Origin of the sequence: Shewanella sp. MF05960 (assembly GCF_050849305.1) — a bacterium.
GTDB lineage: Bacteria > Pseudomonadota > Gammaproteobacteria > Enterobacterales > Shewanellaceae > Shewanella.
Genome location: NZ_JBOZPS010000009.1, coordinates 19,407 through 36,094 on the forward strand (window position 1 = coordinate 19,407; position 16,688 = coordinate 36,094).

Consider the following 16,688-nt stretch of genomic DNA (forward strand, 5'->3'; position numbering starts at 1 on the left):
TTTAGAGGCGATAAAGTCAATGTTAATGCGGGGAACAGAGTGGTTAACCCTGTTATAAATTGTGTCAATGCAAAAAAATAAAATGCTTGTTTGTTAGTGAGTTGTAAATTTTGTTTATAAAGTAAACGGTCAATTGGTTATGTTTTTTTACCTGCGGCCGATGAACCTAGCATACTTTGAAGACAGTTTTGTGAAAGCAGTTTTGCAAGGTATTGATTATTAAGTATTGTCTTTTAATTTTGTTGATAAACAGTTAAAATGTCATTTCTTAACGCATCTCGATACTATGTCGAAGGGGTTCTTATGACTATCGTTCGTACTTTGACATTGATCATTATCAGCTTTTTTATTAACAACGCATTTGCTTGGGTCGATACCGATTTTGATGGTGTCCCGGATAAGAAAGATGCCTGTAAAGAAACACCTGTTAATACTGTAGTCATGGCCAATGGCTGTATCGATACTGAAATTTTGGTTGTTGATGACGACGATGACGATGAGTTTGATGAAGGCGACATTGGCGCAACGGTGACCAATAATGCCGCATTAATTGCAGAGCAATGTCGCCAACAACCAGATGTAAATGTCGCAGCTGATTGTTTTGGTTCAATTCTTCAACCTGTGTATTTTGACTTCGATAGAGCGAACGTGTTGCTGACTCAACGGCCAACACTAGTTAGGGTTCAACAATACATTGAGCAACATCCTCAAGTAAGTGTTCGTCTAGAAGGGCATACCGATATCATTGGTGGTGAAGCGATTAATATGGCTTTATCTCTAAAACGTGCAAATGCAATTAAAGATTTATTGATTAATGAATACCAGTTTCAGCCAACATCTATTGAAGTTGTTGGTATGAGTAACAAAAAGCCGGCAGCGGATAATGCCACAGTCGAAGGGCGACAGCGTAACCGGCGTGTAGAGTTCATCATTTCGGCAGAATAATTCTGCTTATTTAAGGGAGAGAAAAATGGAAAACCTAGAAGGTTTAGATGGTCTGATAGAGCAAGCACCAGAGTTTTTTATGACTTATGGTCTTAAGGCTTTAGCAGCAATAGTTATCTTTATTATTGGTAAATATTTTGCAGGTGTTGCAAAACGTTTGACTATAAAGGTACTAAATAGCCGTAAAGTAGATGCCACTGTCGTATCATTTGTAGCTAATCTAGCTTGGGCATTGGTGTTTGTATTCACTATTATAGCAACATTAGGCCAAGTAGGCGTTCAAACTGCGTCATTAGTTGCTGTTATTGGTGCTGCTGGTTTAGCGGTAGGTCTAGCGCTTCAAGGTTCTTTATCAAACTTTGCTTCAGGCGTGTTGATTGTTTTATTCCGTCCATGTCGTGTAGGTGACTTTATTGAAGCTGCTGGTGTTGCAGGTGTTGTTGATGAAATTACTATTTTCTCAACTCGTTTACGCACTGGTGACAACAAAGTGATTATTGCACCAAACTCTGCGATTATGAACGGCACAATTACTAACTATTCAGCATTAGAAAAGCGTCGTATCGATTTAACCATCGGTGTGTCTTACACTGCTGATATCGCAGTAACGAAGAAAGTCATCGCTGACGTGCTTGATAGCAACCAATCTGTATTAAAAGATCCTGGTTACACAATTGGTTTAGCCGAACTTGCTGATTCATCTATTAACTTTGTGGTTCGTCCTTGGGTTAGTACTGGTGACTATTGGCCAACTCGTTTTGAGTTACTTGAGCAAATCAAGAATGCATTAGATGCTGCTGAAATTGAAATTCCATTCCCACAAATGGATTTACATGTGAAAGAAGTTCCAGCAAAATAAATTACGGCAACGTATGTTTATAAATAAAAACCAGCATTTGCTGGTTTTTTTATACTAGGAGTTTGTATGAAATTAATCACGACCCTTGCAGCAATGACTTTAGTGTCAGCGTCTATTGTCAGTAGTTTTACTATCGCGGGCGAAAAGACCATGATTACAATGGGTGGAAATCCTGTCGCACTTGAAGGTCAAATACCCAGCATTGGAACTCCTGCCCCATTGTTTAAAGTGGTTGACGAAAAGTTTAATCCTGTGAGCTTAAGTGACTTTAAAGGTAAAACAGTACTAATCAGTGCAGTACCAAGCCTAGATACCGGGGTTTGTGCATTACAAACCAAGCGTTTTAATAAAGAATTTAGCCAGTTTGGTGCAGATGTTGTAATGCTTACCATTAGTGAAGATTTACCTTTTGCTCAAAAACGTTTTTGCCAAACGGAAAGCGTGGATAAGATTAGCGTATTGTCAGATTCTGTTTGGCGTGACTTCGGTGAAAAATATGGTTTGCTAATTAAAGACCGTGGTCTGCTTGCTCGTTCTATTTTTATCATTGATGCGCAAGGCATTTTAAAATATCACGAGTTAGTGAGTGAAGTGAGTGAACACCCAGATTACGACGCTGCATTAACTGCACTTACCGAGATTGCTGAAGCCAAATAGTATATTTGACAGTTCAACCATACACCTTTGATAAAATAGAGTATTTCATGATTGATTTTCGAAGTGATACCGTCACTAAGCCTACCCAAGCTATGCGTGCGGCGATGACGCAGGCTGAAGTGGGTGATGATGTTTATGGTGATGATCCCACGGTCAATAGTTTGCAAGACATGGCAGCTGAAATGTTTGGTTTTGACGGTGCATTATTTGTTAGTTCAGGCACCCAAGCTAATTTGTTAGCATTAATGGCTCATTGTGAACGTGGTGATGAATATTTGTGTGGTCAGCAAGCGCATAATTATAAATTTGAAGGTGGTGGTGCGGCAGTACTGGGAAGTATTCAACCTCAACCCCTGATTAATCAAGCAGATGGTAGTATTTTATTAAGTGATATTGACTCAGCAATTAAACCCGATGACATCCATTTTGCCCGTACTCGGTTGTTGAGTTTAGAAAACACCATCGGCGGCAAGGTACTTGGTCAAGATTATTTAGCACAAGCGCAAACACTGGCCTTTAATCGCGGTCTAAAAATACACCTTGATGGTGCTCGTGTGGCTAATGCTGCCGTGGCTCAGGGGATTGCGATTGCTGACATTACGCAATACTTTGACTCGGTTTCTATTTGCTTATCTAAAGGTTTGTGTGCGCCTATAGGTTCGATTTTGTTAGGTGATGAGCGATTAATCGCAAAAGCGACACGGTGGCGAAAAATGCTTGGCGGTGGGATGAGACAAGCTGGGATCATTGCTGCCGCGGCTAAGTTAGCCATCACTGACCAAGTAGAGCGTTTAGCTGAAGATCATCACAATGCTAAATCCTTGGCATTATTACTGGAAGATATTGCTGAGCTGAATGTCGATGTTGAAAGCGTTCAAACCAATATGGTTTTTGCTAAGCTGGCCGAACACATTAATCCCAGTATGCTAGCTCATGCGTTAAGTCGTAAAGGTATATTAATCAGTGGTAGTCAGCAATTACGCTTAGTGACGCATAATAATATTAGCTGCCATGACATCAACACATTTGTACATGAACTCAAGCAAGCGATTCTCCTCGCTAAGTAATAAAAGTCACTTCTACATATTGAGACCGCCATGCGGTCTTTGTATTTTTTTGGTGCGTAATTGCCTTTAATTCGAGCATTTTCAATCTCACACGCTGTCTTTCAAAAATATCCCCTTGAATAATAACAATTAAATAATTGGCCTAAACGTTGCTACTCATTATGAGGTATATGCCTGATGGCATAAAATGAATGGATTAACACGCGAGGTCATCATGAAATATTTTACACGTCATATGGTTATGCCAATTAACCTTAACAGCAGTCAAAGTTTATGCTGCGGACAGCTATTGAGCTGGGTGAATGAAGAGGCGACCATTTTTGCCAGTTGCCAAATGCGCAGCCAATTTCATATTGCTAAAGTCATTTCCGAAATAAACTTTATGGCGCCAGCATATGTGGGTGACATTATTGAATTTGGTTTTGAACTTGTGAGCCTCGGACAAAGCTCAGTGACTGTACGTTGTAAAATTCGTAATAAAGTCAATCATGCCCCAATCGCTTTTATTGATAAAATGGTCTTTGTGAATATCAATGAAAATGGTTTACCTATTCCGCATGGCATGCGTGCCAATGCGGCTTAATATGCCAAAAAAAAGGAGCAAATAAGGGATTATTTGCTCCTAGGAATTCGTTATATCAATATACAAAGTGTTATTTAACTATGTTGTATGCTTATTCAACTTTAGCTATACGGTTTTGATAATCTTCGATTAAATGCTCCATTATCGTATTTGGAGATGCTTCTTGGCAGCAGTTATCTAAATATATTTTAAAGGTGACTAGCGCATGGCCATCGTGCTTTAAACGGCTACTTTGCATGGCAAAATAAGCTTCTTCATTATCAGCTTTTCTCACAACAAAATCTTTAAGCTCAAAAGATTTTGTACCTGAAAGGTTATGCCATTTGGTGATGCGGTCTAGCGCGATTTCACAAGATTGATTAACTTCGATATGGTTGAGCCATGTTGCTGGTTGTTCATTTTCTTTATAGTGCGGGCATCGAACGGTGTAATTATATACATGAGTGATTGCTGTCATTATTTACCTACCTATTCGCTATCTAAGTGGTTTCATCATAGTCCTTATTTTTTGTTTTGGTCAACGGTTATTTCGAGAAGTTAGATCTATGCATCACTTTTTACTAAATTATAAATAACCTATTGTCATCGTTGAATATTTGTTTTAAATAATCGTATTTATACCGTTAAAAAAATAGCACCATCAGATGTCTGATGGTGCTAATCATTCGTATAAATTGATGTTTTTATAGTGCGTTAGTAAAAATCTGACAGATTTCTTCATGCGTAGCTTGTTTAGGATTCGTAAAGCCACAAGCATCTTTTAAGGCATTATCTGCTAGCGTTGGTATATCTTCTGCTTTTACACCTAATTCGGTTAAATTTGCTGGAATATTAACGGCTACAGATAATGTTTTGATGGCTTCAATTGCTGCATTAGCACCTTGTTCTGCTGTGAGCGAGCTGACATCAACCCCCATTGCTTTAGCAACATCACTTAAACGTTCAGGGACCACTTTAGCATTGTACGCTTGCACATGTGGTAGCAATAGAGCGTTACATACACCGTGTGGTAAATCATAGAATCCACCAAGTTGATGTGCCATAGCATGTACATAACCTAAACTGGCATTATTGAATGCCATACCAGCTAGGAATTGGGCATAGGCCATTTGCTCTCTTGCATTAATGTCGTCGCCTTTTTTAACGGCATTGACTAAATTTGCTTTGATCAGTTCGATCGCTTTAATTGCACAGGCATCAGTTATTGGAGTTGCGGCGATAGAAACATAGGCTTCAATAGCATGAGTCAGCGCGTCCATTCCCGTTGCTGCTGTGAGTGATGCAGGCTTTTCTAGCATAAGTTCAGGATCGTTTACTGATAAAATCGGTGTGGTATTTTTATCAACGATGGCCATTTTAATGTGTCTTGCTTCGTCGGTAATAATACAAAAACGAGTCATTTCACTTGCAGTGCCGGCAGTCGTGTTAATGGCAACAAGAGGCATTTGCGGTTTTGTAGATACATCAACACCTTCGTAGTCTTTAATCTGGCCGCCATTGGTCGCCACAAGCGCGATACCTTTAGCACAATCATGCGGTGAACCACCACCTAATGAGATGATAAAATCACATTGATTACTGGTCAGTAAAGCAAGGCCTGCAGTAACATTACCTGTCGTTGGATTTGGTTGCACGCCGTCGAATATCACCACTTCAATACCCTGGGTATTGAGTTTGTCTTGTACTCTCGCCACAAGGCCAATACTGACTAATGGTTTATCAGTTACAATTAATGCCTTTGTAAAGCCTAATGCTTTAATATCATTAATCGCCTCATCTACACTACCTTGACCAAGAATGTTGACGCTTGGAATAAAGAATTTAGTCGCCATAAGTTGTACCCCTATATTTTAATTTTAAATTTTCTCTGTAGTAAAAGTACCAATATGGTTAAGAATATTGTGTGATTTACCTCTAAATATGGATCTACAACGCATTAAATGTATGTGCTTTTACTACATAATCGATGTTTAGCTGATTAATTGTGATCCCTGTCATCTTTGGGGCTGTATTGAGGCTAAATTGCTGAATGTTATCGTGGTTTGGTATGCTTCAATATTAACCGTGTAAGGTATACTTTTTATGTATATCGATATTAGATCTGGATTAAACCATTAATGGGATTTATTTATCACTGCTCATACGGTATAAAGAGCAAAAGAATCATGTTATTAGTTTGATTCTGCTACACTAATTAAAGACTGCTAGGATGCAAATGAGTTTGTTAAGGATGCTTAAGGGAATGTGTAGATGATCAATCTGAATGTTTTTTTCTCTTTTTTCGAAAATGCCGCGCTGCTGTTAGCGTTGGTGTATCTGTATTCGCTTTTTCCTTCCCACCAACATAAATCTCACTTATTTGCATGGCAATTTAGTATGGGCGCGCTGATTGGTATCATCGGTGTGATTATTATGATGAATCCATTGGCTTTCCAAGAAGGGGTATTGTTTGATACTCGTTCTGTATTGTTAAGCCTGTCGGGATTATTTTTTGGATTTATCCCAACTATCATAGCTTCTGTTTGCATGGCGTTATATCGATATAACCAGGGTGGAACTGGTGCTTTGGTGGGCATTTTGATGTTGTTTTGCAGTGGCTTTATTGGCGTGGCCTGGAACCATTACCGTAAAGACCACCTAGATCAAATTAGCAAATGGGCATTTTATACATTCGGTATAATAGTCCATCTTGTATTGTTGTCATCGTTACTGTTATTACCGCTAAATCAAGCCATTGATACGCTTTTGCATATTGGACTGCCCATCTTAATCATATTTCCGCTATTAACGATGGTAATCGGTCACTTACTGGCTCAAATTGTGTTTCGCGAACGTGATATGCAGGTAAAGCTTCAAGAAGATTTTCTTTTTAAAAATCAATTCGACATCGGTAATATTGGTATATCAATTACGTCGAAAGCTAAATACTGGCTTAAAGTTAATCCTTATTTGTGCCAAATGTTTGGCTACAGTGAGAGTGAGTTAAAAGCCCGTACCTGGGTCGAATTAACTTACCCAGATGATTTAAATAAAGACTTACTGTTATACGACAAGATGGTTAAGGGTGATATTGATGAGTATGAAATGGATAAACGTTTTGTGGCCAAAGACGGTTCTATTGTTTATACCCATATCACTATAACGTGCCGACGTAATGTCGAAAATAACGGTTTTTTGGTAATTGCTGGTTTCCTTGATATTACTAAACAGAAAAAAGCTGAGAAAGCATTATTGCAAAGTAAAGAGCAATTAGATTTAGTGCTCGACAGCAGTGAGCTGGGGGTTTGGGATTGGGACGTTGCCAATCGAGCCATGCAGATTAACCGTTATAGTGCTGATATTCTCTGTTGTTCGATGGAAGAATTAAATCAAACCCCAAAAATTTGGGTTGATGCCATTGATCCACAAGATAGGATTCGTTTTTTACGGTCAATTATCGATGTTCGTAAAGGCCGTTGTATCAGCCAAAAGATAGAGTATCAACTGATTAATCTATGGGGGGAAACTCGATGGATATTACAAACTGGGAAGGTCGTTGATATCGATGAGCGAGGAAAACCACTGCGAGTGTGTGGCACTTTAAGTGATATTACCGATATTAAACAGGTCGAGGCGTCGTTAAGTATTGCGGCGTCTGTATACCAAAATTCTAGTGAGGCGATGAGTGTATTTACATCCGATGGAATAATTGTTGACTCAAATCCTGCATTTTCAATGATTACTGGGTTTAACAAGGAAGATATCAAAGGTCAAAGTTTACGTGTATTCCAATCTGAACTACAACCGAAGAGCTTTTACGACCAGCTAGATAAACAACTGAAGCAACTCGGTCGTTGGCAGGGTGAGGTATGGATGCGGCGTAAAAATGGTGAAAACTACCTGATCCTATTAACGATAAACTCAATTAGCCAAACAAAAAATCAGTCTGCTCGTTTTGTTGCGCTATTTTCTGATATTACCGAGAAAAAACAAACGGAAGAGCTTATTTGGCGCCAAGCGAACTATGATGCACTCACTGGCTTACCTAACCGTAGGATGTTATTAGAGTTTTTGACTAAAGAAGTCCAACATAGCGACCGACAGCATAATCACTTTGCTTTGATGTTTTTAGACTTAGATTACTTTAAAGAAATCAATGACACATTAGGCCACGATATGGGTGATGTATTGTTGTTAGAAACCGCAGAACGCCTTAAAAGCTGCGTACGAGAGTCAGATGTCGTGGCGCGTTTAGGTGGCGATGAATTTACCATCGTATTAACCAATCTTGATCATAATCATGGTGTCGAACGCGTTGCGAGCCAAATACTTAAACGCCTAGCTGAACCTTATACATTAGGACAACAGACAGCCTACATAAGCGGCAGTATTGGTATTACTTTGTTCCCCGATGATGCCATCACCACAGAAGCGCTTCTAAAAAATGCCGATCAAGCTATGTATTCTGCAAAATCACATGGCCGAAATCGGTTTAATTATTTCACTCCAGCAATGCAAAGTGATGCCCAAAAACGCATGCAACTAGTGCAAGAGCTAAAAAATGCGGTGCTACAACAGCAATTTGAACTGTATTACCAACCTATTGTTGAGTTAAGCAGTGAGCATATCGTCAAGGTAGAAGCGCTGATCCGATGGAATCATCCTACGATGGGATTTATTTCGCCAGCGGAGTTTATCCCTATCGCAGAAGAGACCGGGATGATTATCGAAATTGGTAACTGGGTGTTTAGTCAGGCCGTGACACAATCTGCTAAATGGAAAAAACAGTTCAATGCGGATATTCAGATAAGTATTAATAAATCTCCGATACAATTTAGAGATGAAACCACAGACGTAAACGATTGGTTATCGCAAATGTCTGAGCAACATGTTGATGCAAAAAGTATCTGTATTGAAATTACCGAAGGGTTGTTGTTAGAAAAAGAACAAAACGTTGAAGCTAAGCTTTTAGCTTACCGCGAGGCGGGGCTTGAAGTGTCGTTAGATGACTTTGGTACCGGTTATTCATCGTTATCCTATTTACGAAAATTCAATATCGATTATCTTAAAATTGATAAATCTTTTGTCAATAATTTAGCCCCTGACAGTAATGATTTAAGTTTGTGTGAAGCCATTATCGTAATGGCACATAAATTAGGCATGAAAGTGATTGCCGAAGGGATCGAAACCGAACAACAGCGAAGCTTACTTGAGTTTGCTGGATGCGATTATGGCCAAGGTTATTTGTTTTCACATGCCTTATGTAGCGAGGATTTTGAAAAGAAATATATGCAACAATATGTTGTGCCAAGGCTGTCGGATGAACTTGTCACAAATTAAGGACAGCTTACTTTTTGCTTGAATCTAGTTCGAATTAAAGTGTTATCGATAGCGACATACGCCAATTAATAGCGTAATGCGAGATATAATTGAAATAGTTAATGCGCTTTAGATTAGTATACAATAGCAGCCTATTTCATTGTTTACTGAGTCTGTTATGTCATTTACTTCGCTAGGGTTATCGCAATTATTATTAGATGCGATTGATCAATCTGGTTATCACACCGCAACACCTGTCCAACAAGCGGTGATCCCACTAGCGCTCAATGGCCAAGATGTGTTGGCCAGTGCCGAAACCGGCACAGGTAAAACAGCTGCATTTGCGTTGCCACTTTTACATCAATTATTACAACAGCCTATAGCCGATATTATTCCCGGCCAGCGTTTGCGCGTGCTCATCATGACGCCGACTCGTGAGCTTGCGATTCAAATCGAACAAAACCTGATTAAGTACAGTCAATTTAGCGACCTTTCTAGCTTAGCTGTTTACGGCGGTGCCAGCATTAATCCACAGCGTAAAACCTTAGAACAGGGCGTTGATGTGTTAGTTGCAACTCCTGGGCGCCTATTTGACATCATTGGCCAACATGAATTGGATTTATCATTTGTGACGCATCTGGTGATAGATGAAGCCGACCGTATGCTTGACTTAGGTTTTGTTAAAGACATCGAAAAAGTAAAACGCCTAATTGCGAAGCCGCATCAAACCATGATGTTTTCTGCCACCTTTTCTGACGATGTAAAAAGTCTTGCGGCTAAAATGCTTAATCAACCTGAATATGTCCATGTTGAAACTCACACGACGGCTGCGAATGTCGCTCAGCAAGTCTATAAAGTGGATGCTCGTCGTAAAGCCGAGCTATTGTCTGAACTTATTGGTAAACACAATTGGCAACAAGTGATGGTTTTTACCAGCCGTAAAGAAACAGCTGAACATTTATTCCGTGAGTTGTCATTGGATGGGATTAAATCAGCGGTATTCCATGGTGATAAGAGTCAAGGTGCACGTAATCGTGCCCTAGAAGAATTTAAGGCCGGCCAATTGCGAGTATTAATTGCTACCGACTTAGCCGCTCGAGGCCTGGATATTCAGGCATTGCCACGTGTAATTAACTTTGAGCTGCCTGAAGAATGTGAAGATTATGTTCATCGTGTTGGCCGTACGGGTCGTGCAGGGTTGGCTGGTGAAGCTATTTCTTTAGTGAGCCCACAAGAACTTGAATTACTCAGTGATATTGAACAGCTTATTGGCCAAACGTTACCTGCACTGACTCCAACTGGTTATGAGGAAGGAGCGCCATTGCCTGCTAGATATCGAGATGTCAGCCCTGAAAAACCAAAGAAAGCCTTTAAGCATAAACGCGGAAAACCACCTCAAGGCGCCGCAAAACCAATGCGTAAAGGTAAATACGCTGCGAAAGTTAAAAAGTGATCACTAAACCGATAAAAACGAATATTATCACCGGTTTTTTGGGGGTAGGTAAAACTACGCTCATTAAAGCGTTGCTGGCCAATAAACCCGAGCATGAAGTGTGGGCGGTTTTAGTCAATGAATTTGGCGAGATTGGCATTGACGGTGGTTTACTCAATGCCGGCTCTACAGCAACTAAAGTCGTGATTAAAGAAGTCCCTGGTGGTTGTCTTTGCTGCGCGGCTGGAGTGCCAACCCAAGTTGCAATAAATCAAATTATTCAACAGGCTAAGCCTGATAGATTATTGATTGAACCTACCGGACTTGGCCACCCAGCTGAAATCGTTAAATTATTACAAGTGCCGCATTTGCAACAGGTGATAAAGGTACAAACTACAGTGTGTTTAGTCGATGCACGTAAGGTCAGTGACAGCCGCTATAATAGCCATGATATTTTTATCCAACAATTGCAGATAGCCGACACTGTGATTGCTAACAAAGCTCAACAATATGGTGAGCAAGAACAGCAACACTTAATCGAATTGATGGCTAGATTGGATAGAGCGGAAACGCCGATTATTAAGAGTGATGATTATTTTAGCCAAAAAGGGCAAGTAGAACAGCTGATCGCCATATTAAATCAGCCTAGTGGCCGAGCGACGGCTAGCATCATGTCAGAGTCCAAGCCTACCAGCTTGCTTTCTCGAACGGCAGATCAATGGTTATTGCCTATGGCTACATCAACTCAAGGTGGCGATAAATTACAACAACAGCTAGCTGAGCAGGGCTATATTTACAAAACTAATCAAGGTGAGGGCTGTTTTAGCTACGGTTGGGTTTTAGACAGCCAGCGCAGTGTTGATTTTGACCGTTTTATGGTATGGATTGACTCTGTAAAGTTGCTAAATGTAATAAGATTAAAAGCCATTGTCATTACCTTTGACGGCATTCTAAGTGTCAATATGGTTGATGATAAATTAACTCTCGACGAATTAGATGATGCCCTTGATTCGCGTATCGAGATCATTAGCGACAAACCGCTTGATGGTGGCACACTTCAACAACAGTTATTTGAATGCTATTGAGCTGATCAATTAGCAATAATCCAATAAAAATGGGCATTGATAAATAATCAATGCCCATTTTGCGTTTAAGAGGTTAACAATACTCTGCAGATTAGCGAGTACATTCCTCTAACAAATACGCTAAGTGTCGATATGAAATACCACTGTGTTGGGTTAATCCTACTTCACACATTCTGTTAGCGTAATACCCTTCTTTGGTTTCCGCTGGAATGAGTTTTTTGATATTACGTAAGGCGCTGGCGTTGATTTCAGGCTTGTACAAGCCTTTTTCTCCCGCATAACCGCAACACGTAATACCTGCTGGTAATACAACATGTTTAGCACATGCATCGGCAATCGCTTGTTGTTTAGGTTCTAGCTTCATCTTACGGGCACTACAGCCTTGGTGTAAGGTGACGTTAGATTTTTTAGTGATGGTCATGTTGGGTAGCAAATTATCGTGCATAAACTCGACTAAGTCTGTAATGGCTACTTTAGGGTTGCCAGTTAACGTACGATAAGTACAAGACAAGGCATCAACTACAACAGGCACTTTTCCGTTGTCAGATAGCTTGCTTAACGCATCAATGAGTTCATCACGTTTAGCGTCGGCATTTTTAAAATCACCTTTTGATTCCCACATCTGGCCACAGCATAAATGACGAGTATTATCTGGGATAATCACGTTGTAACCAGCACGTTCGAGTAAGGTAATAACCACTTCTGGTAAGGTGCGGTTATCAGGATCTTTTGGTGTTGGCCCAAAGGTTCTGCCGCCACAAGCAGGGAAGTATAATACCGTTTGCTGGCCCGGTTTATGAGGCGATGGCTTAGCGACTTTACCACCTTTTGGAAAATCTGGATTCCAATAGGGTACTTCTTTAGTGATCATTCTACCCGCATTCATCAGTGAGTTGGTGATAGTGTCACCGGTCACTTTATGAAGAATGCCAAGAATATCAAACCCAGTACTAATCACCTGGTTTACTGCACCAAAATGCTTCGCTTGGAAGTCGAGTACTTTTTGTTCTGTAGTGGTGATATAAGGGGTACGTAATTTACGTACTAACTGACCCATGCTGTTATCAACAGGGCAGGCGATAGTACATAACTGACAAGCAGCACAGGTGTCGATAACATCGTACTTCGAGCTGGCACGCATTTCTGCTGCCGCTTTTTTGTCACCTGACTGTTCTAGGCGTTCAATCTCACGTAATACTGCTATACGTTGACGTGGAGAGAAGTTAAGTGCCGATGTTGGACAGGTCTTTTCGCAGAAACCACATTCAATACATTTATCGACAAAGTCATCTACTACAGGGCATGGTTTAATATTTTTGACATGGACTTGTGCGTCGTTGTTTAAAATAACACCTGGGTTGAGCAAGCCGCTCGGATCAAAAATTTGTTTAATTTGCTTCATAAGGGTGTAAGCATCGCTACCCCATTCCATTTCCACAAATGGTGCGACAGCTCGTCCAGTACCATGTTCCGCTTTCATCGAACCATCGTATTTATTGATGACCATATCAGCGACATCTTGCATAAAGGCATGGAAACGATCGATATCGCCTTGCGAAGCAAACGTAGGGGTAATGATAAAGTGGAAGTTACCCGCAAGTGCATGGCCGTAAATCACCCCTTCTGGGTATCCATGCTTATGGAATAACGCAGTTAAATCTGCAGCTGCGCTCGCTAAATGTTCAAGCTCAAACGCCACATCTTCAATAATAACTGATGTTCCTTTAGGGCGTGCACCACCAATAATAGGGAACAAGCCCGAACGCATTGCCCAATACTGGCCAAATACCGCAGGATCTTTACTGAACTCAATCGGACGTTCGGTTTTAATGTGTGCAATTTTTTGGATCACGTCATTGGTATAGCTATCGAGTGTTTGAGAATCATTTGCGCGTGATTCAATCAACAAAATAGCAGAGCCTTCAGGTAACTGGCTTAGCCATTCAGGCATGCCGGTTTTGCCTGTCACTGATTTAATTGAGGCCCAATCGAGTAATTCAGCTGCAGCAACACTGTCACCTTTAATGAGCGGGATTGAGCTTGCAGCGTCTTCCATATTGAAAAACACTGCCATGGCAGACGCTTTAAATTGCGCTTCTTCTACCGTGTGATAAGTGATTTCATTAACAAACGCCAATGTACCTTCAGAACCAACAATAAGGTGATTGATGATGTCAAAAGGGTCATTAAAATCGACTAAAGAATTGATGCTATAACCCGTCGTGTTCTTAATCGAGAATTTCTTACGAATACGCGCTGATAGTGTTGGGTTATTTTGGGTTAACTGCGATAAATCAGTTAACGCAGCTAAAAGCATCGAATGCGATTGGCTGAATGCAGCTTTAGAGTGCGGACAACCGGTATCTAACTCGGTACCATCAGCAAGCATTAGCTTTGCAGACTTAATGGTTTGATAGCTGTTTTGCGCCGTACCACAACACATTCCCGAGGCATTGTTAGCAACCATACCACCGACTTGTGCTGAGGCGAGGGTAGCAGGGTCTGGGCCGATTTTCTTGTTAAATGGTTTTAATGCCGCGTTGGCATCAGACCCAATTACAGCAGCACCAAGCGAAATAGAGGATTTATCTTCGCTGATTTCAATAGTTCTAAAACCATCGTGACCAAGAATGAGCAAAATACCTTCACCAATAGCTTGGCCTGATAAACTGGTACCTGCTGCGCGAAATGTTACCGGTACATTGTGTGCTCTTGCTACGTTTAACGTTATTTTTACTTGTTCTATGGTATCTGCGTGAACGACGATTTCAGGGACGATACGGAAATAACTGGCGTCGGTAGACCAAGCAAAGCGACGAACCGGATCATTGGTAACACATTTGCTGCCTAATTGAGACGTTAAAATATCCATTACCACTTGATAGTTTATAGTCATAACATGCTCTCTTACACTGTAATGTTGTGTAGGCAGTTATGCCTACTGTTTTATACTCTTATGTTGGAGTTGTAACATTGTTGGCTACAACTCCAATCTGCTTGAGTATTTCGTTATCAATATGAATTTGAGTAATTAAAAACCGCCCCAGATAACCGCAATGGTGCCTGCAACAAGTGCATAACCAAGGGCGATAGGCATCGTTTTACGAATGATTTCAGACTCACGTCCAGCCATGCCAACTACAGTAGCGGCAGCAACAACGTTCATCACACACATCATATTACCGGCGTTCGCGCCAATACCTTGTAGTGCCAACGCTAACGCGTGGTTCATGCCAATGTTATCGGCTACAGAATATTGTAAGCCTGAGAACATCATGTTTGAGAACGTGGCAGAACCTGAAAGGAATGCACCGAAAATACCCACAACAGGTGATACCCAAGCCCAGACAGAACCCATGCTATTTGCGAGTAAATCGGCAAGTGCAACTGGCATTGACGCCAGGCCAGCTCCGTTTTCGCCAGAGTTCAGGAAGATTTTTACCATAGGCACAGATGCACCTAATGAAATGATGGTAGGTAACATTGATTTACATGACACAGTCAATGATTGCTTCATCGCTTTTGGTTTCATTTTGAATAACACAAAACCAAACAAACACACAGCAACAAAGAAAATACCAGGCGCATAGAAGGTGGCAAACCCCGCTTTTAGTTCGGTGCCTAACAAGCCTGTCCAGCTGATGTTAAAGCTCGTTAGCCAACTCTTAAATGGACCCACAACGCGAGATAGCACCAACAGCGCAGCCATAATGATATAAGGAGACCAGGCTGCAATTTGCGAGAACTTAACCGGTGTTTCGTCAATGGCTAGCTCTTCTTCTGACTTGTTATCATTTTCGCTAAAATCACACCAAGGTTGTGAAGGTAATAACCAGCCTTTTCTTGCCACGGGGATGACTAATGCCATACCGACAAGAGAGCCAATAACAGAAGGGAATTCAGGGCCTGCAAAGTAGTTAATTAACCATGCAGGGATGGTGAATGCAAAGCCTGCAAATATAGCGAATTTCCATATTTGCAAACCTTCTTTAATTGACTTATTACGACCAAAGAAACCCGTTAATACACACACCATCACTAATGGGATCAGTGAACCGGTAATCAAATCGATAGTGATCATGTGTTTAGCAATAAACTGCGCGTAACCCACAAACGTGCCGCCATGTTCAGCAAATTGTGCTGCTGCCATGTTAACGCCACCTTCAGTTAGACCCTGTTCCATACCAAATAAAACGGGTAAACCAATTGCACCAAATGATACTGCAGTCGAGTCACCGATTAAGGCTACCACCGCTGCGGCAATAGGAGGCACACCGAGTAATACAAGTAATGGTGCACCAATAGCCGCTGGGGTACCAAAACCTGCAGAGCCTTCAATGAACGAGCCAAATAACCAACAAATAATCACAACTTGCACACGTGCATCAGCACTAATGTTGGTGAATCCAGAACGAATGGTGTCCATCGCGCCAGAATATTTTAAGGTATTTAACAAAAACACCGCGCCAAAAATAATGGTAAGCGGTGTTAATGCAGAAAGGAGTCCTTCGACAACGGAAGCGGCGAGAAGCATCGTGTCCATTTGCCAAATAAAGATTGCTGCCAGACCTGTCGCAATCATTGATATCGGCATTGCTTTGGATGCCGGTAAGCGCATGAGTACTAAAAATACCATTACGCTGATAATAGGCGTTAAGCTTGCTAGTAACTGTAGAAATGTCATGTATACCTCTGTATCACTTATAGTGGGTATTAAATTGTTATTATTTGTTAGCTTTTCGCTAACTAGGGCGTAATAGAC

General features: G+C 40.9%; 12 protein-coding genes. 8 read left to right on the forward strand and 4 right to left on the reverse strand.

Features of this window, described 5'->3' with window-relative positions; all coding sequences use genetic code 11:
- Positions 1–303: 303 nt before the first annotated feature.
- From ACROAE_RS10765 to ACROAE_RS10785, 5 genes are all read left to right on the forward strand, one after another.
- Positions 304–945, forward strand: coding sequence for an OmpA family protein (locus ACROAE_RS10765; protein ID WP_223418446.1), 642 nt, complete (start codon positions 304–306; stop codon positions 943–945).
- A 25-nt stretch (positions 946–970) separates the two neighbouring features.
- Complete coding sequence (locus tag ACROAE_RS10770) at positions 971–1,804, forward strand: mechanosensitive ion channel family protein (RefSeq protein WP_223418444.1); 834 nt, start codon at positions 971–973, stop codon at positions 1,802–1,804.
- Between the two features lie 66 nt (positions 1,805–1,870).
- Positions 1,871–2,461 (forward strand): thiol peroxidase, encoded by a 591-nt coding sequence (gene tpx, locus ACROAE_RS10775; protein WP_188957897.1) that lies wholly within the window; start codon positions 1,871–1,873, stop codon positions 2,459–2,461.
- Positions 2,462–2,508: 47 nt separating this feature from the next.
- On the forward strand, positions 2,509–3,528 hold the full coding sequence (gene ltaE, locus ACROAE_RS10780; protein ID WP_432401591.1) for a low-specificity L-threonine aldolase: 1,020 nt from the start codon (positions 2,509–2,511) through the stop codon (positions 3,526–3,528).
- A gap of 214 nt (positions 3,529–3,742) precedes the next feature.
- Positions 3,743–4,111, forward strand: coding sequence for an acyl-CoA thioesterase (locus ACROAE_RS10785; RefSeq protein WP_160053957.1), 369 nt, complete (start codon positions 3,743–3,745; stop codon positions 4,109–4,111).
- Between the two features lie 91 nt (positions 4,112–4,202).
- Here ACROAE_RS10785 and ACROAE_RS10790 read toward each other — a convergent pair whose 3' ends face one another.
- Together ACROAE_RS10790 and yiaY are read right to left on the reverse strand one after the other, a co-directional pair.
- Positions 4,203–4,568, reverse strand: a complete 366-nt coding sequence (locus tag ACROAE_RS10790) for a cytoplasmic protein (protein ID WP_188957893.1) — start codon at positions 4,566–4,568, stop codon at positions 4,203–4,205.
- 226 nt (positions 4,569–4,794) lie between these two features.
- Positions 4,795–5,943 (reverse strand): L-threonine dehydrogenase, encoded by a 1,149-nt coding sequence (yiaY, locus tag ACROAE_RS10795; RefSeq protein WP_223418440.1) that lies wholly within the window; start codon positions 5,941–5,943, stop codon positions 4,795–4,797.
- Between the two features lie 421 nt (positions 5,944–6,364).
- Here yiaY and ACROAE_RS10800 point away from each other — a divergent pair, with 421 nt between their 5' ends.
- The 3 genes from ACROAE_RS10800 (at position 6,365) to ACROAE_RS10810 (ending at position 11,926) form a co-directional block, all read left to right on the forward strand.
- A complete protein-coding gene (locus ACROAE_RS10800; protein ID WP_432401867.1) occupies positions 6,365–9,430 on the forward strand; it encodes an EAL domain-containing protein in 3,066 nt (1,021 codons plus the stop codon).
- 157 nt (positions 9,431–9,587) lie between these two features.
- Entirely contained in the window at positions 9,588–10,862 is a 1,275-nt protein-coding gene (locus ACROAE_RS10805) for a DEAD/DEAH box helicase (RefSeq protein ID WP_432401593.1), read from the forward strand.
- Positions 10,859–11,926, forward strand: coding sequence for a CobW family GTP-binding protein (locus tag ACROAE_RS10810; protein WP_188957885.1), 1,068 nt, complete (start codon positions 10,859–10,861; stop codon positions 11,924–11,926). The genes ACROAE_RS10805 and ACROAE_RS10810 overlap by 4 nt, the downstream gene beginning before the upstream one ends.
- 91 nt (positions 11,927–12,017) lie before the next feature.
- On the opposite strand, the gene ACROAE_RS10815 is transcribed toward ACROAE_RS10810, so the two are convergent.
- Entirely contained in the window at positions 12,018–14,822 is a 2,805-nt protein-coding gene (locus tag ACROAE_RS10815) for an FAD-binding and (Fe-S)-binding domain-containing protein (protein WP_432401595.1), read from the reverse strand.
- A 135-nt stretch (positions 14,823–14,957) separates the two neighbouring features.
- Positions 14,958–16,610 (reverse strand): L-lactate permease, encoded by a 1,653-nt coding sequence (locus ACROAE_RS10820; protein ID WP_432401597.1) that lies wholly within the window; start codon positions 16,608–16,610, stop codon positions 14,958–14,960.
- Positions 16,611–16,688 lie beyond the last annotated feature (78 nt).